Source organism: Methylococcus capsulatus str. Texas = ATCC 19069 (assembly GCF_000424685.1).
In the GTDB taxonomy this organism is placed as follows: domain Bacteria; phylum Pseudomonadota; class Gammaproteobacteria; order Methylococcales; family Methylococcaceae; genus Methylococcus; species Methylococcus capsulatus.
This window is the reverse complement of record NZ_AUKJ01000017.1, coordinates 284676-302646: the sequence shown is the minus strand read 5'-3', so window position 1 is coordinate 302646 and position 17971 is coordinate 284676. Positions and strand designations below refer to the sequence as shown.

General features: G+C 63.6%; 22 protein-coding genes. 10 read left to right on the top strand and 12 right to left on the bottom strand.

The window, feature by feature from the left end:
• Positions 1-56: 56 nt before the first annotated feature.
• The 5 genes from H156_RS0106005 to H156_RS16985 all read left to right on the top strand — a co-directional run bounded on the left by H156_RS0106005 (position 57) and on the right by H156_RS16985 (position 3442).
• Positions 57-275: a hypothetical protein gene (locus H156_RS0106005; RefSeq protein WP_162136877.1), complete on the top strand. Its 219-nt coding sequence runs from the start codon at positions 57-59 to the stop codon at positions 273-275.
• The gene (locus H156_RS0106000; protein ID WP_017366081.1) at positions 272-1009 is read left to right on the top strand and encodes a prolipoprotein diacylglyceryl transferase; all 738 of its coding nucleotides are present in this window, start codon (positions 272-274) and stop codon (positions 1007-1009) included. The genes H156_RS0106005 and H156_RS0106000 overlap by 4 nt, the downstream gene beginning before the upstream one ends.
• Positions 1006-2373 (top strand): radical SAM protein, encoded by a 1368-nt coding sequence (locus H156_RS0105995; protein WP_017366082.1) that lies wholly within the window; start codon positions 1006-1008, stop codon positions 2371-2373. Before H156_RS0106000 ends, H156_RS0105995 begins: the two co-directional genes overlap by 4 nt.
• A 91-nt stretch (positions 2374-2464) precedes the next feature.
• Positions 2465-3004: a hypothetical protein gene (locus H156_RS0105990; protein WP_017366083.1), complete on the top strand. Its 540-nt coding sequence runs from the start codon at positions 2465-2467 to the stop codon at positions 3002-3004.
• 225 nt (positions 3005-3229) lie between these two features.
• Positions 3230-3442 carry a hypothetical protein gene (locus tag H156_RS16985; protein ID WP_017366084.1) on the top strand — a complete coding sequence of 71 codons (213 nt, stop codon included), beginning with the start codon at positions 3230-3232 and terminating at the stop codon, positions 3440-3442.
• A 534-nt stretch (positions 3443-3976) separates the two neighbouring features.
• On the opposite strand, the gene H156_RS0105975 is transcribed toward H156_RS16985, so the two are convergent.
• The 10 genes from H156_RS0105975 to H156_RS0105930 all read right to left on the bottom strand — a co-directional run bounded on the left by H156_RS0105975 (position 3977) and on the right by H156_RS0105930 (position 12865).
• Positions 3977-4453, bottom strand: a complete 477-nt coding sequence (locus tag H156_RS0105975; RefSeq protein WP_010961620.1) for a cytochrome P460 family protein — start codon at positions 4451-4453, stop codon at positions 3977-3979.
• 215 nt (positions 4454-4668) lie between these two features.
• Positions 4669-5298 (bottom strand): c-type cytochrome, encoded by a 630-nt coding sequence (locus H156_RS0105970; protein ID WP_036246129.1) that lies wholly within the window; start codon positions 5296-5298, stop codon positions 4669-4671.
• Positions 5299-5300: 2 nt separating this feature from the next.
• Entirely contained in the window at positions 5301-6914 is a 1614-nt protein-coding gene (locus H156_RS0105965; RefSeq protein WP_017366088.1) for a b(o/a)3-type cytochrome-c oxidase subunit 1, read from the bottom strand.
• The gene (locus tag H156_RS0105960) at positions 6911-7444 is read right to left on the bottom strand and encodes a cupredoxin domain-containing protein (RefSeq protein WP_010961623.1); all 534 of its coding nucleotides are present in this window, start codon (positions 7442-7444) and stop codon (positions 6911-6913) included. The genes H156_RS0105965 and H156_RS0105960 overlap by 4 nt, the downstream gene beginning before the upstream one ends.
• A gap of 147 nt (positions 7445-7591) precedes the next feature.
• Positions 7592-7741, bottom strand: coding sequence for a hypothetical protein (locus H156_RS17220; protein ID WP_010961625.1), 150 nt, complete (start codon positions 7739-7741; stop codon positions 7592-7594).
• A 57-nt stretch (positions 7742-7798) separates the two neighbouring features.
• Positions 7799-9244: a cbb3-type cytochrome c oxidase subunit I gene (locus H156_RS0105950; protein ID WP_017366090.1), complete on the bottom strand. Its 1446-nt coding sequence runs from the start codon at positions 9242-9244 to the stop codon at positions 7799-7801.
• A 2-nt stretch (positions 9245-9246) separates the two neighbouring features.
• A complete protein-coding gene (locus tag H156_RS0105945) occupies positions 9247-9849 on the bottom strand; it encodes a c-type cytochrome (RefSeq protein ID WP_010961627.1) in 603 nt (200 codons plus the stop codon).
• 60 nt (positions 9850-9909) lie between these two features.
• Complete coding sequence (locus H156_RS15855) at positions 9910-10236, bottom strand: hypothetical protein (protein WP_017366091.1); 327 nt, start codon at positions 10234-10236, stop codon at positions 9910-9912.
• Positions 10233-11405, bottom strand: coding sequence for an HPP family protein (locus tag H156_RS0105935; protein WP_017366092.1), 1173 nt, complete (start codon positions 11403-11405; stop codon positions 10233-10235). The genes H156_RS15855 and H156_RS0105935 overlap by 4 nt, the downstream gene beginning before the upstream one ends.
• A gap of 173 nt (positions 11406-11578) precedes the next feature.
• On the bottom strand, positions 11579-12865 hold the full coding sequence (locus tag H156_RS0105930; RefSeq protein WP_017366093.1) for a transglycosylase SLT domain-containing protein: 1287 nt from the start codon (positions 12863-12865) through the stop codon (positions 11579-11581).
• A gap of 202 nt (positions 12866-13067) precedes the next feature.
• On the opposite strand from H156_RS0105930, the gene H156_RS0105925 reads away from it, so the two are divergent.
• Positions 13068-13385, top strand: coding sequence for a c-type cytochrome (locus H156_RS0105925; protein ID WP_154656668.1), 318 nt, complete (start codon positions 13068-13070; stop codon positions 13383-13385).
• A 266-nt stretch (positions 13386-13651) separates the two neighbouring features.
• Here H156_RS0105925 and H156_RS0105920 read toward each other — a convergent pair whose 3' ends face one another.
• Both H156_RS0105920 and H156_RS0105915 read right to left on the bottom strand, forming a co-directional pair.
• Complete coding sequence (locus H156_RS0105920) at positions 13652-14248, bottom strand: hypothetical protein (protein ID WP_017366095.1); 597 nt, start codon at positions 14246-14248, stop codon at positions 13652-13654.
• A gap of 48 nt (positions 14249-14296) precedes the next feature.
• A complete protein-coding gene (locus tag H156_RS0105915; RefSeq protein ID WP_017366096.1) occupies positions 14297-14683 on the bottom strand; it encodes a DUF423 domain-containing protein in 387 nt (128 codons plus the stop codon).
• A 113-nt stretch (positions 14684-14796) separates the two neighbouring features.
• Between H156_RS0105915 and H156_RS0105910 the strand changes: the two genes are divergently transcribed.
• The 4 genes from H156_RS0105910 (at position 14797) to H156_RS0105895 (ending at position 17940) form a co-directional block, all read left to right on the top strand.
• On the top strand, positions 14797-15279 hold the full coding sequence (locus H156_RS0105910; RefSeq protein WP_017366097.1) for a TlpA family protein disulfide reductase: 483 nt from the start codon (positions 14797-14799) through the stop codon (positions 15277-15279).
• Between the two features lie 67 nt (positions 15280-15346).
• Positions 15347-15562, top strand: a complete 216-nt coding sequence (locus H156_RS17500) for a DUF4266 domain-containing protein (RefSeq protein ID WP_238536900.1) — start codon at positions 15347-15349, stop codon at positions 15560-15562.
• The gene (locus H156_RS0105900; protein WP_017366099.1) at positions 15549-17000 is read left to right on the top strand and encodes a DUF3570 domain-containing protein; all 1452 of its coding nucleotides are present in this window, start codon (positions 15549-15551) and stop codon (positions 16998-17000) included. The genes H156_RS17500 and H156_RS0105900 overlap by 14 nt, the downstream gene beginning before the upstream one ends.
• Positions 17001-17007: 7 nt before the next feature.
• Complete coding sequence (locus H156_RS0105895; RefSeq protein ID WP_017366100.1) at positions 17008-17940, top strand: FAD:protein FMN transferase; 933 nt, start codon at positions 17008-17010, stop codon at positions 17938-17940.
• Positions 17941-17971: the final 31 nt, after the last annotated feature.

Below are 17971 nucleotides of genomic sequence, written 5' to 3'. Positions count from 1 at the left end.
CAAACCCGTCCATCCTGAAAACGTTCCGCCCTTTTGCCATGGACCTTCTCGTCAAATTGATCAAAATCCTGCTCCTGCTGTTCTGCGCCGCGCTCGCCTTCGGCTGGGGCGTCTGCGGCATTCTGGGATTGGCGGCGGTCGGCAATCCGAACGGCGGCCTGTCCTGGGAAATTCTTCCGCTGGCCTTGGCAGGCTTCGCGCTGATGGCATTGTTCGGCTGGTTCGCCTGGAAGCTCAAACGCTCCTTGAGCCCTACCACGGGCAGGCCACCATGATCCGGGACGCAGCCCTGGCACACGCCGTCCACGCCATTCTGGAGGCTCTGGGCATGGCGATCGGCGCCCGCCATTACTTTTTCCTCCGCCGGAAAAACGGCCTGGTTTCCACCCTGTCCAACCCCGCTTATACCGTACTCGTGGGCTGCCTGCTGGGTGCGGCGATCGGCAACAAGGCGGTGTTCTGGCTGGACATGCCGCATCTGTGGGCGGCGCACGGCGGGATCCTGGGTTTTTTCCACGGCGGCCAATCCATGGTCGGCGGCCTGCTGGGCGGGCTGATGGGGGTGGAGATCGCCAAGAGACTTGCGGGTCTACGACAGTCCACAGGCGATCTGTTCGTGTTTCCAATCCTGCAGGGACTCATGATCGGCCGGCTCGGCTGCTTCCTGGCCGGCCTTCACGATGACACCTACGGCCTCCCTACCCGGCTTCCCTGGGGTATCGACTTCGGCGACGGCATCGCCCGCCATCCGACCCAACTCTACGAAATCCTGTTCGCCGCCCTGCTCTGGGCCGCATTACGCAGGCAACAAGCCCGCTGCGCCGCCGAGCCGGGCCTGCTGTTCAAGCTGATGCTGAGCGCCTATCTGTTGTGGCGGCTGGGCGTCGACGGTTTGAAGCCCATGCCCTACCCCTATCCGCCGGGGCTGTCGGGCATCCAGTGGGTCTGCCTGCTGGCGCTCGTGGTCTACGCACCGCTGACGCTGCGTCAATGGAGGCGCCTGGCATGAGCCGCAAGACCCGCCCGTATCTGTTTTACGACACCACGGCCTCGGTCTGCTCGACCTGCCTCGCGCGGGTGGAGGCGAAAATCCTCATAAAGGGCGGACGGGTGTTCATGGAAAAGTGGTGCCCGGAGCACGGCTTCGAGCGCACCTTGATGGCGGATGACGCCGACTACTACCGCCAGTGCCGCGAGCAATGGATCAAGCCGCCGGAATTGCCGCGCCGTTTCGCCACCCCCATGGCGCGCGGCTGCCCGTGGGACTGCGGGCTATGTCCGGACCACATGCAGCATTCCTGCGTCACCGTGCTGGAGGTCACCGGCCACTGCAACCTGCGGTGTCCGGTCTGCTATGCCGGCTCGGGCCCGGACAACCCGAGCTACCGCAGCCTGGACGAAATCGGCCGCATGCTCGACACGATAGTCGAGGCCGAGGGCGAGCCGGACGTGGTGCAGATTTCCGGCGGCGAGCCGACTTTGCATCCGCAGTTCTTCGACATTCTGAAGGAGGCGCGGCGGCGGCCGATCCGCCATCTGATGGTCAACACCAACGGCATCGTCCTGGCACGCGATCCGGATTTCGCCCGACGGCTGGCTGAATTCGGGCCGGGACTGGAGGTCTATCTCCAATTCGACTCACTGGACGACGCGGTGCTGCGCCAGCTGCGCGGCGCCGATCTGGCGCGCATCCACGAACAGGCATTGGAGCACCTGAACGCCGCCGGTATCTCCACCAGCCTGGTCGCCACCTTGCGCAGGGGCCTGAACGACGGCGAGATCGGCACACTGGTCCGTCATGCCCTGAACTGGTCCTGTGTGCGCGGCATCACCTTCCAACCGATCGAAGACGCCGGGCGCAACGAGGGCTTCGACGCCGCCCGCCACCGCCTCACCGTGAGCGAAATCCGCCGCGCCATCGCCGAGCAGTCCGGGCTGTTCGCATTGGAAGACGTGGTCCCCGTCCCCTGCAATCCGGACACTTTGGCGATGGCCTACGCCCTCAAGCTGGACGGCCAGACCCTGCCGCTCACCCGCTACCTGGACCGGGAACTCCTGGTCGGCGGCGCTTCCAACACCATCGCCTTCGAGCGCGATCCGCGGCTCACGGACACCCTGGTGCAACTGTTCTCCACCGCCCACGGCCCGGAACAGCGCGCCCGCTGCCTGTCCGAACTGCTTTGCTGCCTGCCGCGCGTCGAAGCGCCCGCGGCGCTGGACTACCGCAACGTGTTCCGCGTACTCGTCGTACAATTCATGGACGCCGCCAACCTGGACCTGCGGGCTCTCAAGAAGTCTTGCGTCCACATCGTCCAGCCGAACGGCCAGATGGTCCCGTTCGAAGCGTTCAACCTCTTCTACCGCAGGGAATGAACCATTCCATCCCGACCCGCGGCCTTGGCGGCCTTGGCCGCCTTGAAGCCTCCCCGGAAAACCAGCCCGGTCCCCGAATGTGAACCAGCTCATGATGCTCTATCATCTCTCGAAGCCCCTCATCTGCGGAACCTTGCTGTCGGCGGTTCCCGTGGTTCTGGCCGACCCCACGCCGCCCTCTCCGCCTGCCACCCCATTTCCAGTCTTTCCCGAGCCCCCCTTCATCCCGTCGGCGGCATCGAGTCAGCGCAACGAGCATCGGCCGTTTCAAAAGACGATCCGATTTACGATCGGCAACGAGGAAAAAGAGGGGTACGCGGAAATCCCGGTCGCCGGCCGGCAACGCCTGGTGATCGAGCACGTTTCGGCCCTCGTGCAAGGCCCCGCCGGGCAGAAGTACTTCGCATCCCTGCGGACGACCATCCAGCGTAACGAAACGGCGTGGCACTATTTAGTCCTGTCTCAGCAATACGCCGGAGCCGGCGTCGATGTTTACGCGGCTAGCCAGCCGATACGGGCCTATGCAGACCCCGACGAGTTTCCGATCCGGTTTTCGGTGAGCCGCGGCCTCGACGACACCGGGACAGTGTCCGTCGATGCCACGATTTCCGGCTACCTGGTCGACCGATGACATCGGCGTCTTGCCTTGGGCTGTTGATCTGGCAATGACCATCAGGTAGTGGTAAGGCCATAATCAAGAAGCCGGTTGAACAATTGGCGGAAAACCGGCTGCCCCTCCCGCAATTCGTTTGGACACGTCGTGGGGTAAACAGACATGTCAGAGAAAAGAGCGGGAAATGCTGAATGAGACAGAGGTTGGGAGGATGCGCCGGATGCGCTGGAAGGAGCGCGTGGCGTGACTGGAAGCGCGCCCGGCACGGCGGCCGAAGTCGAGCGCTGGCCGGTCGGGCGTAAGAAGCAAGTCGTGCTGCGCCTGCTGCGCGGTGAATCGGTCGATGCCCTGTCGCGCGAGCTGGCGATGCCGATCGTCCGGCTGGAACAGCGGTTAATCGTGCGCTGGCCGGCATCGATGCCGGTCTCGAGGAACGCGAGAGACGCGGTTCGATGAGGCCGATCGGCGCATCGGCAAACTGGTGAAGGAAGTCGATATTCTGCGCAAGGAAAGGGAGGCGCGCCGCCCTTTGGGCTGGAGGAGGTCGTCGCGATGGGCCTGACGGCCTCGCAAGGCACCGGCAAACGCTAGGGTCTGGAACGGGTTTGCCGGGTGTGGAGTTCCCGCGTTCGACGAGCTACGCCCCGCGGTCCGGGGAAGCATCCAAAGGTGGGTCCCGCTGCATCCGGTTCGGCGCGGGCTGAAGCCGGAGGTTTCCGATGCCGACCTGTTGGCGGCCATGCGTGCCGATCTGGCCGCCTCCCCGTTCCTCGGCGAGGGCCATCGCAAGGTACGGGGCGGGCACGTCCTTTCGGGCATTCGGGTGGCCAAGGATCGGGTCTTGCGCCTGATGCGTGAAAATGCCTTGCAGTCGCCGCATCGTGTGCAGCAGGGACTGCCCGTGCTGCACGATGGCTCAGACCAAAGCGCGCGGAGACCGCGCCTTCGAGCAGCAAAGGCGCGGCCAGTCCCGGGAGAGGACTTATACGGTCAGTCCCGAAGCCTGGAGAACACGTATTGGCTCTCTTTCTGCGCAGCGTGACAGCCGAAACAACCCTGCCCGCCGTCAGTGACCAGACGCTTGTCCGGCTTGCCTTCACCGAATCCTTCATAACCCCAACCGCCGGTAGCGGAAAAACGCTTGGCATCGCGCTCCATCACTCCGATCAGCTTGCGTTTGCCTTCCACCAGTGCATGGTTATCCTCCTGATAGTCGAACAGGTCGAATACCAACACCGCTCCGTCCGGGTAGTTGCCGCCCCTCAGTCCCTGGATGGCTTCTGCATTGGCGTAAACGTGGTGGATCCCGCCGAAGGGATTTTCCAGCGGGTGTCCCGGCTGGATCACCATGGATTTGACGTGGTACCAACTGCGAAACCCATCGGGGTATTTCACCTTGGTCTCGGCTGCGCCGAGCACGCCGGAAACGACCAGGAGCCCCACGAGTAAAAACGATGGCTTGTTCATCTCCACCTCCTCCGCTGAATTGTTTCGCATCGAAATCATATGCCTGACCGCACCACCCGTCAAGGATTCCGCTGCCGGCGGATGTCATGATGACACCCAAAAAACGACGATCGAAGACGACTTCCAAGTGCGCGACACCATGGACAACGCGGAGGAACATGTCGGGCCGAACACGAGGGCGCGACGGAAAATGCGCCCTCTGGGCTGCAGGAGAATTATTTCAGCCTGGAGTAATAGTCGGCCAACTGCCGAATCTCGGCGTCGCTGAGTTTTGCGGCGATCAGCCGCATGCGGCTGTAGATGTCGTTGGCCCTCTGGCCACTCTTGTAGGCCAGGAGGGTCGCTTCGAGATAGGCCGCGCTCTGGCCGGCGAGGCGGGGGGTGTCGACCTTTTCGCCCTGCCCGGCCCCGCCGTGGCAACTGGAACAGGGAGGCTCCATGCGCCGGCCTTCCCCGCGCCCGGCGATGCCGGTGGCATCCGAGGCCCCGCCGGCACCACGCATCGGCGCCTGTTGGCCGTACCAGGCGGCCAGGTCGGCCATGTCCTGATCGCGCAAGGCCGATGCCATGGTATTCATGATCGTGGTCGGGTCCTGCCGGTTTCCGTTCTTGTAGTCCTGCAGTTGCCGGTACAGATAGGTCGGCAGCTGGCCGCTCAGGCTGGGATTGGTACCGGTGCCGTCGTGGCAGCCGGCGCAAGGGGCGGATAGCGCCTTGCCACGCCCGGCATCACCCTTCTCGACGAAGTCGAGTGTCGCCGGCGTCCACGCGACCTGGGTGGAAGGAGCCGCATCGACGCCGGCCACAAACATCATGCCAGTCGCCACGAGCAGGATGGCTTTCATCTTCAGTACCCCCACGCGGTCGGACTATGGGTTTTCAGCAGGAAAAACTGGAGGATGGGATAACCGTAGCTCAACACCATCAGCACCAGGATCAGACGGTTCCACAGGGCGAATCCATTAAGCCATGCCGGCGCCCCGTGATTGGAGTCGGCCGCCGCATCCTCCCTGGCGTCGACCTTCTCACCGGCAGTCTGGGTCTTGTACAGCAGATAGACGAACAGACAGGCGGAAGCCAGCAGGATGGACCCACCGGCGATCATGGCCAGTTCATACGGCTCCCAGGAAAGCGTCAGTACGCTGTTGTACTGGACTGCCGAAATCCGCCGCGGCTGCCCCAAAAGGCCCAGGATATGCCAGGGCGTGGTCATGATGACCATGCCGATGAACCAGCCCCACAGCTGCACCAGAGCCAGATCGACGGAATACAGTCTGCGTCCGCACAGCTCCGGCCAAAGCTTATAGGCGACGGCGAGATACATGGTGATCACGGTGCCGGCGAAGATCAGGTGGAAATGGCCCGGCACCCAAGCAGTGTTGTGCACCATGGCGTTCATGGCATAGCTGGCGTTGACGATACCGCCGAAGCCCCCGAGCACCAGCATGAGCAGAGACAGAATCGCCGCCAGCACCATCGGGTTCTTCCACGGCAGCGCGCCGATCCAGCCGAACAGCCCGGCACCGCCCCGCTTGCGTCCGGCCATCTCCAGCGAGGCGATGACGGTGAAGCCGGTCAGCAGGGTGGGAATGGCGACGGCGAAGGTGCCGACCATGTGCAGGAATTTCCAGCCCGCCCCCTGTTCGGGATCCATATAGAGATGGTGGAAGCCGATGGGCAGGCCAAGCACCAGGATCAGCACGAACGCCGTGCGCGCCAGCACGTCGCTGAACAGCTTGCCGCCGGCAGCCTGCGGCACGTAGCAGTACAGCGCGATGTAGGCCGGGATCAGCCAGAAGTAGACGATGGGGTGCAGGGTCCAGGCGAACAGGGTACGGGCCAGGCCCACATCGATGGTGTCGGTCAACCCGAGCGCCCATGGCAACAACTGGAACACCGACTCCAGAGCCACGCCAGCACTGGTCCACAGCCACAGCAGAGCATTGGCGGCGGTGGCGAACATCGGCAACGGCACGGTTTCGCCGGGACGATCCCTTTTCCATTGGGCGAACATCACCAGCATGATCACACACCAGAACCACGACCCCACCACCAGCAGGGTCGCCCCGAGATAGAAGAAGACGTTGGCCTGGATGGGAGGGTAAAAGGTGTACAGGACCGAGGCTTTGCCCAACAGCAGCGGGATCGCAGCCAAAGCCACTCCGACCACGCAGACCCCGTAGCCGGCCCAGGCCAGCGGCGGATTCCACAGCGGCCGCCGGAGACTACGCGCCGCCGTGTGATAGCCGAAGCCCATGATGAAAAAGGTCGTCAGCACGAAGGCCATCAGCACCCCATGGGTGCTGACCGAGGCGAAGTAGGCGGCGGGCGACTGGAGAAAGGTGAACAGTCCGCTGCGCTCCAGAACCTGGTACATGCCGAAGAAACAGGCCAGGCCGAACGCCCCGAAGGCCACCCAGAAGTTGAAAAGTGTGAGGCGGTTCACGGTTGCATCGTTCATGGCTGCTTTCCTCCGGTCGCGGGCTCACGCCAGTTCTCCTGGGCGATGACGGTCACCTTGCTCCACATGTGGTCGTGGCCCAGGCCGCAGTATTCGTTGCAGAGCATGGGATATTCCCCTGGCTTGGGGAAAACGCTGACCACCTCGGAGACGTACCCCGGCACGATCATGGTGCTCATGTTGGTCATGGGGATGTGGGCACCGTGCAGTACATCCATGCTGGCCATGCGGAAAACGATCCGGCGACCGGCCGGCACCTCGATCTCGCGGGGATAGAAGCCGTAGCGGCCGGCCACCAGCCGGACCTGGAGGGAGCCGTCGGCAAGCGGCGTGGGCTGCACGCCCAGCTTGTCCTCGGCGAACTCCTGGCTCAGATGCAGGCTGGCGGAATCGATGGTTTCGACATGGCTGGGGGGATGGACTCCCTGGCTGACCGCAGTGACGACGATCGCGCCGACGAACAGGCCGATCATGGCGAGGGACACTGACAGCCACTTCCTTTCCAGTTCATCGATCTCCAGCCGGGACATTCCTCCTCCCAGCCCGGCCATTTTTTCTCGGAACCATTGCTTGTCTGGAAAACGGATTCGCATAACCTTTTCCTCTCATTCGTCGCTGACGCGCCGGTTTCGCGCTGCGGCAGGGCGCGATGTCCCCCCGCCGGGTCGTTCTCGGGATCACTGACCCAACTGGCCGCGGGGCAGGAACACCCCGAAATAGAGGAACAACCAGGCCGCGGTCATCCCCAGCGCCACCAGGCAAAGCAATACCCAGGTGCCCCGCGGCGCTTCTTCATGTGCGGAATCGTGTTCGTGTTCTACCGACATAGTGCCTCCCAAACGTCGTAAAACCGCGCTGACAAACTCCCCCCGAATTTCCGACCGCTAGCCGGCCTCGGCCGCGAACTGCGGGGCCCGGCGCGTCTCACCCACGCCGATGGTGAGGAGATCCCACACCAGCAGCAGAGCGCCAGCCAGCGTCACCACACCGAACACCAGGCGCCAAGCCATGGCCTGCTGGAACCAGGGATGCATCTGACCGGCGAAATAGCCCCGCCAGGTCGAGCCCTCCATCGCCCGTTCGATGAACGACTGTTCGTAGCCGGCGATCAACAGCGCCACGGTCATTCCGATCACGCCGAGATTGATCAGGGCGAGCGCCCCTTTCCACTTCCAGCCTTCTCCGGCCAGGCCGCTGCCCAGCCAGATGTTGCCCCGCCAAGTTTGCATCGCAATGTAGAAGAAAGCGATGTTGATGGTGGCATAGGCGCCGAAGAAGGCCAGGTGACCGTGCGACGCCGTCCATTGGGTGCCGTGGGTGTACAGATTGATCTGCGGCAGGGTGTGCATGAAGCCCCAGACGCCGGCACCGAGAAAATTGCCGAAGGTATGGGCGATGATCCACGCCAGCGCCGGATGGTTACCGTTCCTGAGCTTGCGGACGCCGGCATCGTAGACCGAATGCACCACCATGGCGACCAGAGGGATCGGCTCCAGCGCCGAGAAGAACCCCCCGATCGAGAACCAGTAATCCGGGGTACCGATCCAGAAATAATGATGGCCAAGGCCGAGAATGCCCGAGCCGAACATCAGCGCCACCTCGATGTACAGCCAGGTTTCCACGATCCGCCGCCGCACGCCGAGCACATGCATCAAACCCCAGGCCATGATGCAACCGACCAGGACCTCCCAGGTCGCCTCCACCCACAGGTGGATGACCCACCACCACCAGTACTGGTCCGCCGTGATGTTGGTCAGATAGAACATGCCGGCGCAATAGAGCCCGGCCAGAGCCACCAGATCCAGGGTCAGCACACCGGCGATGCCGGACCAGCGGCCTCTCGAGAAAGTGGCAGCGACGTTGTAGAAAAACACGCCCAGCACGGCGACGATCCCGAAGTCGGCCCAGCGCGGGGCTTCGAGATATTCGCGGCCTTCGTTCACGAACCAGCGGGTGAGGTCGTTGCCGGGACCGGTCTGAACCCACAGGTAGACCACCACCACGATGGCAACCGCCACCGTCAGCACCCAGAACGCCAGGTTGCCCACGGCCAGCCCGACGACGCGGGTACCGCTCTCCTCCTCCAGCAGCCAGTACACCGCGCCGACGAAACCGTACAGCATCCATACCACCATGGCGTCGATGTGCACCATACGGTTGACGTTGAAATCGAGCACGTTGTAGAGAAAATCCGGCCGAACGAACTGGATCGCGGCCAGCAGACCGAACAGCATCTGAACCAGGAACAGCACGAGAGCGACGCTGAAATACTTGACCGCCAGTTGCTGCCCCCCGTTCAGATTGGCGCCATCGATGATTCCGGTGCGCATGCTCAATCCTCCTGGTGACCGATGGTCTTGAAATTGGTGGGAAAGCCGTTGGTATCGATGGCCGACATCCATTTCAGGAAGGCGACGATGGCGTGCGCTTCGGCGTCGGTGATTCCGAGTCTTGGCATCTTGCGCCCCGAACTGAAGGTGACGGCGTTCTTCTCGGGATCCAGCAGGAAGGCCAGCATCCTGGCTTCGCGCTCCTCCACGCTGCCCCAGTCGGGATCGAGCCAGGCCTTGGTGAGATCGGGAGCGTAATAAGCACCGTTGCCGAGCAGGGTGTGGCAGTTCATGCAGTTCTTGGCCTGCACCGTCTTCTTGCCCTGGGTAACCAAGGCCGCCGCTTCATCCTCGCTCAGCGACCGGCCGAACAGCGGTTCGTCGCCACCGAATACCGGGCGGTAGCGGTTCAGGATGTAATCGAAGCGGTAGTCGATGGACCGGTTGATGACGCTGTAGGACTGCACCCGGCTGCCGCCGACCGCAGTCTTCGACAGCGTGTCGAAGGTCAGGATGACGAGGATGACGAAAGAACCGGCAGTGACCCAGATCGCAACCTTTTTCCAAAAGCTCTCGGAAGCCCAGACAGGCGGTGAGGTACCCATGCCAACTCCCCCTTGCGTTTGTTCTCGTTGTAAAAACGGCATCATCATCGACGACGAGGATCAGTCCCCCGGCGGCGCCCTGGAATTTCTTTCGAGACGATGGCTGGCGACGCACAAATGCCAGATACCGTGAGGAGCCAGCAGGTAACCGACCAGCATCAGAACCACCACTCCCTGCCACGCGCCGTTGAGATGGGCTGCCCGCGTCAGCAGCAGCATGGCAGCGGCCGATGCCGCATAACACATGTAGGCTCCCACCAGCCACAGCCGCCGATTCTTCAAGCGCGCCCAGGCGAACAGTCCCGCGTATCCGGCCCCTCCCAAGACCGTCGCCGCGGCGGTCGCGAACACCCGTTGGAAATCCTCCGGAGCGACGGGTTCGATCACGAAGCCACCGCCATCGCCGGCTGAGCCAGACCGGCCGGAACACTACGGTACAAGGCGGCTATCAAATCAGTCTGCGTCACCAACCCGACCAGCTTGCGGCGCTCATCGACGATGGGCACCTGGTGAATGCCATGCTCGCTGAGCAGCCGGGCCAGTTCAACGATAGGCGCGTCGTGCCGGGCGGTGATGGCGGGCGCGGTCATGATCTGCCCGACGACCTCCGGCTTCGTCGAGGTCACCCGAGGCGAGGGAAGCAGAAGGGCCTTCAGCCGGGCTTTGAGGCTGCCGAAACCGTCGGCAGGGGCGTGGCGGAAGAAGTCCTTGAACGTGACGATGCCGATGACATGCCTTCCCCGGTCCACCACCGGCAAGGCCCGGATGCCATGACGCTGCATCCGTCGCCAGACCGACTCCAGATCGTCGCCGAACTCGGCGGTCAGCGGCTCGGGGGTCATGATGCCGGCGCATGTGGTCTTGCCGAAGGTACGGCGGAACGCCCGACTGGCGGCGAAGTGGTAGATGTCGCTCAGTTCGTCGGCGCTGACATCGACGAAAACTCCGACGTCCTGCAGGGCCGCGTGAAAGTCCTCGGCTTGAATGCCGATGCGTTCTAGAGGGCTGGGCGGATGCGGCTCGGTATTGGGAGCCGGCCTGGCGGCATGCACCCAGCGGTCGTAAAACCGGGAGGCCACCAGCATGACCGCGACGTTCAGCGCCAGCGGCGTCAGCAGAAACTGGAACCCCAGCGCCCGGATACCGGCATCCCCGAGCACCGGGATCAGGGCCGAGGCACCGCCCGGAGGATGCAGACAGCGCGCGAGTTGCATGGCGAAGATGGCCAATCCCACCGCCAGAGCCGCCGCCGGCCAGGTATCCGGAACCCAGCGGGCGCACAGGATGCCGATCAGGCCGGAAATCAGATGGCCGCCCACCACGGACCAGGGCCGCGCCATGGGACTATGCGGCACTACGAACAGGATCACCGCCGAAGCGCCCATCGATGCCACCAGGGTCTTCAATCCGCCGCCCTCGATGAACCGGCTGCTGATCAGACCCAGCAGGAAAATCGCCAAGCCGGCCGCCAAGGCGGACCGAAACTGCTCCGCCAGGCCGGTCGGCAAGGGCTCGGGCCGCCATCCAGGAGGAAACTTCAAGCGTTTGATTTGCATCGAAATCCCTAAGGCTGAACCTAAGCCGATGAGTCCGGCCGGGCCGCAGGGTATTTCCGCAAATACGAGAAAGCCCGCGGCATAATATGCATTATAGGTGCATCTTATTGCACGGCACACACCTGTCAAGCCATTCAGGAACGGATCGCGGAGAAATCCACGACCCGCGTTTCTCAAGCCGGATAGATCAGCAGTTCCTGGCCGGGCTTGAGGCGGCTGTTGGGCGCCAAGCCATTCCAGCCGGCCAGGACGGTTTCGGAAACGCCGACACGCTTGGCGATGACAGCGAGCGTTTCCCCCTTCTTCACCACGACGGTCTTGGCCGACACCAGCTCCGCTCCCTCCAGACTGGAGGCCATCGCCTGGGCGTTTTTCAGCGGCAGCATCAGGCCGTATTTGCGCTGCGGCGCGTCATGAATGGATTTCAGCGCCGGGTTCAGCAGCTTGAACAAGGGTTCGGGCAGACCGGCGGCGCTGCCGACGTCGGCGGGACGGATCCCCGCATCGATCTCCACTCGCGCCAGAACCGGCGTGCCCGGTACCGGTTCGAGTTCGAGCCCGTAGCGGTCGGCACCTGCAAGGATGCGTGAGAGGGCGAGTATTTTCGGCACGTAACCCCGGGTCTCGGGCGGCAACGGCAAACTCCAGAAATCGGTACCCCGGCCAGCCGCCCGGTTGTTCGCGATCGCCTGCTGGACCGCCCCCTCCCCTGCGTTGTAAGCGGCCAGGGCCAGCAGCCAGTCGCCCTGGAAACGGTCGTGCAGATGCTGCAGATAAGCCAGGGCGGCACCGGTGGAAACATGTATGTCATAGCGGCCATCGTAGTCCGCCGCCATCTCCACACCGAAGCGCTGCCCCGTGGCGGGAATCAACTGCCAAAGACCGGCGGCCGTTTTCGCCGAAAGCGCGCTCGGATCGCAGGCGCTCTCTACCAAGGGCACCAGCACCAGATCCAGCGGCAGTCCCCGGCGCTCGATCTCGCCGACCAGATAATGCAGAAACGGCTCCGCCCGTTTGGCCAGACCGCGAACCCGCGCCGGCCGGGCCCGGAAACCCGCCACTTCCGCCTCCACCGATGGATGGTTCCAGCGGGTCAATTCCAGACGCTCCCGGAGGTAATGCCACAAACCGTTCTTGTGGTGTTTGGGCGGCCCCACGGGAATCACCCGGATTCCCCTGCCCGACAAGCGCCGGGCCGGCTCGGGTGCCCCGCTCGCCGGTCCCGTCGCCATCTGCACCGGAACGGCGGGGGACTCCAGCGACCTGAAATAATCCGCCAGCAGGGTCTCGATTAGATCCCCATCGGCGGAGGAATTCAGGCGCGGAATCCGGTCGTCGCCGGCATCGGCCTCCCCGGTTTCACCTGCATCATCCAACATGGCCAGCCGGAACGGCGCTTCCGCGCAGCCGGCAAGCAGCGAGAGCAGCACGGCGGCCGTCGTGAATCGTGGCAAGCTCATTTCCAGCGGTCCTGTTGTAGTCTGGACGAGATTCGGCACCCCTTAATGTATAGCAGCGAACCGCCGCCTCTTCAAAACTTCCAGGACACGGATTCTTGTTGAGATCGACCCGGCCATGCCATCATCCGCCCGGCGTGCCCGCCCAGACACCGTGCGGGACGAGCGCCGCAGTTCACCATCATCCACGTGGAGGAGAACGAACATGCCTAGAAGAACGATGGGCCTGGCCCTGTATTCAGCCCTTGGCGCCCTGCTCTGCGGCTATGCGCAGGCCAGCGAAGAGCTCGCCAAGGCCAAAAACTGTGTCATGTGCCATTCGGTGGACAAAAAGATCCTGGGGCCGGCATTCAAGGACGTCGCCCAGAAATACGCCGGCCAGCAAGGCGCCGATGTCAAGCTCGCCGAGAAGGTGATGAAGGGAGGCTCCGGCGTCTGGGGTACCATGGTGATGCCGCCCAACCCCCAGGTCAGCGAAACGGAAGCGAAACAGCTGGTGCAGTGGATTCTGAGCCTGAAATAGGGTGAACCGGCTCGACGAAAACCTGCATCCTTCGAGGTGTGCAACGAGTCGAACCCGGTAAATCCCCCGACGAGACGGGGGATTTACCTCGACTCACCAAACCCTGTGTCCGGTTTCCGAGGCGCACCGCCGCCAGCCCGGGTTTTCGCCGGAGTGACGGGTCGAGCCTTTCCCCCACGGATCACCTCGGGACCCTGCCTGAGCCGGTTTGACTTCAATATCCCTCAGCCTCCGCTACCTCGAACGCCCCGAAGCAAGCGGCGTGATCATCGGGTCTTCACAAACGTTGCACTGAGCAAGTCGGCAGCACTGGTTTCTTTCAATACGGCGACGTCGCCAGGCTTTACGTCGGGGATCGTTTGCTCGGCGATTTCGGTCGAGATGTCCGGATCGCATATGCCGGATTTGATTTGCAGTATGCCGCGGCGATAGAGCTCCCTGGCGTCGAAAACAACCTGTCTCGTTCTGGCTTGTCCAAGGTCGAGTTCGCATTCGGCGAACGCCGCTCCGTCGGCGTGCCGGAATTCCACCAGCAGGCCCTGCCGGCTCTTTGCGTCGTCGGCCGTCATGAGCTTCAGGGTTTCGTTTGGTATTTTCACGGTGAGGGAAACCTCGATCTGGTCTTTCTTGGCGGACCACCAAGTTCGCTTCACCGTCAGTGCCATCCCGTCCTGCTTCCGCTTGGCCACGGTCACGAGGGGCTGCGCCTGTGGTTGGGGCGTAGGCGTGGTCAGGGGAGTCGTGGCGCTGGCGACGGCGTCATGAGCCAATGACTCCGCTCGCAAAGCGCTTACCACGGCGAGCAGTGCCGCCGCGGCGCTCGACGCTATCCACGAGCGGCTGATACGGATGGATGGTGACATCGAATCATCCCTTCGTCGTAGGTTTATGGAACACACCGGAATCCCGGCTCACGATCGTCGCCAGCCATGAACCGCTACACAGGCCCAGGCTGCAAGGAAAGCCATGCCGCCGACGGGCGTGATCAGGCCCAGCCAGCGGATGCCGGAAATGGCCAGCAGATACAGACTGCCGGAAAACAGGACGATGCCACCGAGCATCAGCCATGCCGCCCAGACCAACGGCCGGCACTGGGGAGCTTGCCGCATCAGGAGGGTGACCAGACCCAGCCCAAGCGCATGCCAGAAATGGTACTGCACGCCGGTCTGGTAAACCGCCAGCATCTCCGGCGCGATAGCGTTCCTGAGGCCGTGCGCGCCGAAAGCGCCCATGGCCACCCCGGTGAAACCGGCGATACCCGTCATCACGAGCCAACAGTTGGTTCCGCTCTTTCCCATTCCATCTCCCATGTGTCCTGGGCCTTGGCGACAATTGCGCCCTGCCGCAAAATGGTTCAGGCTACACTTTTCCCGAGTTTAGCGCCTTAGGACCTTTTCGCGTATCCCATGCCATGATCAGACACCTCGCTTCCGGATTCCTCGCCGTATTTTTCGCCGCCTCGGCCAGTGCCAATCCTGCCCCGGACTGCCGATTGAGCCGGTATCAGGACGGAGCTCCCCTGAATATCGCCGGTTTCAAGGGCAAAGTGACCTACGTCGACTTCTGGGCCTCCTGGTGCGGCCCTTGTCTGCAATCGTTCCCGTTCATGGCCGAAACCTACAAGGAATTCAAACCCAAGGGTTTCGAACTGATCGCGGTCAACCTCGACGAGGAGCGGGAGGGCGCAGACGCGTTCCTGGCGAAACAGCACGCCGACTTCACCATCGCCTCCGACCCGGCGGGCGATTGTCCCCGACAGTACGACGTCCAGGCGATGCCGTCATCGTTCCTCATCGACCGTAAGGGCAACATTCGCCATGTCCACCTGGGGTTCCGGGAAAAGGACAAGGCGGAGATCCGCGCCCAGATCGAAGCGTTGCTCAGCGAGCCGTGAGCGGACCGTGCTCCCCTCACGGGTACGAGTGCAAAGATCTTCCCGGGTTCGCTACAGGCACCACGCCGTGACGAAGCGCGTGATCGTCTTGTGCTGCCATCTCGCGCTTCTGCCCGGCTGCGTGCAGACGGTCGCTCCGTGGGAGCGAGGCGCGCTGGCCAAGCCGCAGATGGCGCTGGTGCCGGACGTCCAGCATTCGGCGCTCATGCTGCATACCTATGCTTCCAAGGAGACCTCGTCGGCCGGCTACGGCGTGGGCGGTGGAGGCTGTGGCTGCAACTGACAGGCTGGCGGCCTTCACGGCGGCGGCCCTGGCACTGCCGGGCATGGTGGCCGCGCAAGGGCTGGATCTCAGTCCGGAAGCCCCGGCCATCGACAGCGGCTACTCGAATTACCAGGAAAGCAACGGGCGCATGTCGGTGCAGGCGTTCCAGAACGATGCCTCGCTCCGGCTGGGCGAGGACGTCAATTTCCGGGTGAACAGCACGCTGGACTTCATCGGCGGTGGCTCGAATCCGATGAACCTGAGCCAGATCGGAGGTGCCTCCCCCACTTTCTATTGGGGCCGGAACAACAACTACGGCAGAAAATACGGCGAACTGGAACTGTCCCAAGCCACCCAGGGTCCACAGCGCGGCCGGCAGGGTGGCATCCACGACCAGCGCCTGGCCATCGACGGCGCCCTGAGCGTAGCGCTGGACGACCTGACCCTGGGCGTCGCCGGCGGCAACTCCACGGAGTGGGACTACATCTCCAACTTCTTCAACCTGGACGCGCGCTGGGACATCAACCGGAAGGCGACGACCCTCGCCGCCGGTTTCGGCTATGCCTCTGACACCGTATGGGCGGACGGCGGCAACCAGGGCCGCATCCACCAGCAATACACCGACGGCACGGTGATCGGCGGCGACAAGAATACCTACCAGGGGCTGCTGGGCCTGACCCAGGTGCTGGACAAGAACTCGCTGCTCCAGGTCAATCTGACCGTCGCCAACAGCTCGGGCTTCCTGTCCGATCCCTACAAATCGGCCTGGGTGAACGACGTACCCGCGGTCCGCTCGCCATCCCGCCGTTCCGCGTCCGCGCGGGCCGCTCCGGACATGTCGACGCATAGCGGTGCCAGCGGTGGGAGCCCCGAGCCGTCGCCGAGTCCCGTTCCCGCGCCCGACCAGCCGGCGGAGGTTCCTGCAACGCCGGTCAACACTTTTTGCCGCCAAAACGTGCCGTTTTCCTTCCAGGTCAATCTTTGCGCCGATACCCGGCCGGGCTCGCGCATCCAGTCCGCGGTGCTGCTGCGCTACGTGCGCAACATCCCGGAGCTCGATGCGGCCGCCCTGCACCTGGACTACCGATTCTATTCGGACGACTGGAACGTCGACTCGCATACCTTCGAAGCCGGCTGGCTGCAGCCGCTGCCCTACGAGACGCTGCTGACGTTCCGCCTGAGGTATTACACCCAGCGCTCCGCCTATTTCTACCAAACCGTCTACGACCACCCCACCGCCGATGGCCTGTATTCCTCCGACTACCGGCTCGCCAGTTTCGGCGCGGTCGGCGGCGGACTCCAGGTGAACAAGACCTTCTTCGGGATGCTGCAGATCGGCGGCGGGGTGGATCTGTATCAGCGCACCCAGGGCATGGGCTTCATGGGCGGTACCGGCAGTCACGTGGACAATTTCAGTTTCGCCCTCTATTCGGTCAACCTGAATCTCAAATTCTGACGAGCCCTTGTCCCTGAATCCGTTCCGTTTTCCATTCCGGGCAATGGGTTCGCCCTGCCACCTGATCCTCTATGCCGAAACCGAAACCGAGGCTCGGGCCGTGGCGAGGGAAGCGATCGGCGAGGTGCAGGTCCTGGAAGCCCGCTACTCCCGCTACCGCCCGGACAGTCTTCTGTCCAGGATCAACGCTCAGGCTGGAAGCAAAACGGGGGTAGTGGTCGACGACGAGATGGCGGCCTTGCTCGACTACGCCCGGACCTGCTACGAACAGAGCGACGGGCTGTTCGACGTGACCTCAGGCATCCTACGCCGGGCCTGGAATTTCGCGGGCGACCGGCTGCCCGAGCCGAGGGACGTCGAAGCCCTTCTGGAACGGGTCGGCTGGAACAAGCTGCGTTGGGAGCGGCCGGTGCTGAGATTCGAGGTGCCCGGCATGGAGCTCGATTTCGGCGGCATCGGCAAAGAATACGCCGCCGACCGGGCGGCCACGCGTTGCCTCGAACGCGGCATCACCGCCGGCGTGGTGAATCTCGGCGGCGACCTGCGGGTGATCGGGCCGCACCCGGACGGCACGGCCTGGGAGGTTGGCATCAACCATCCGCGTGAACCCGGCAAGCTCCTGGCCACCCTCAGCGTCCGTTCCGGCGCGATCACCACCAGCGGCGACTACGAACGCTGCATCAGCGTGGACGGCAGACGCTACGGCCATATCCTCGATCCCCGGACCGGCTGGCCCGTGCAGGGGCTGGCCTCGGTCAGCGTGGCCGCATCTCATGCGCTCATCGCGGGCAGCGCCTGCACGATCGCCATGCTGAAGGCATCCGACGGCCCGGAATGGCTGCGGAGCCTGGGGCTGCCGGCCCTGTGGATGGACCTGGACGGCCGTATCGGTCGGCACGAAGCCGGACCGGTCGAGCGACCTGAGACAAGGCCGTTGTAAAATGAGCGCCCACCGAGACGGCGGACCCCCA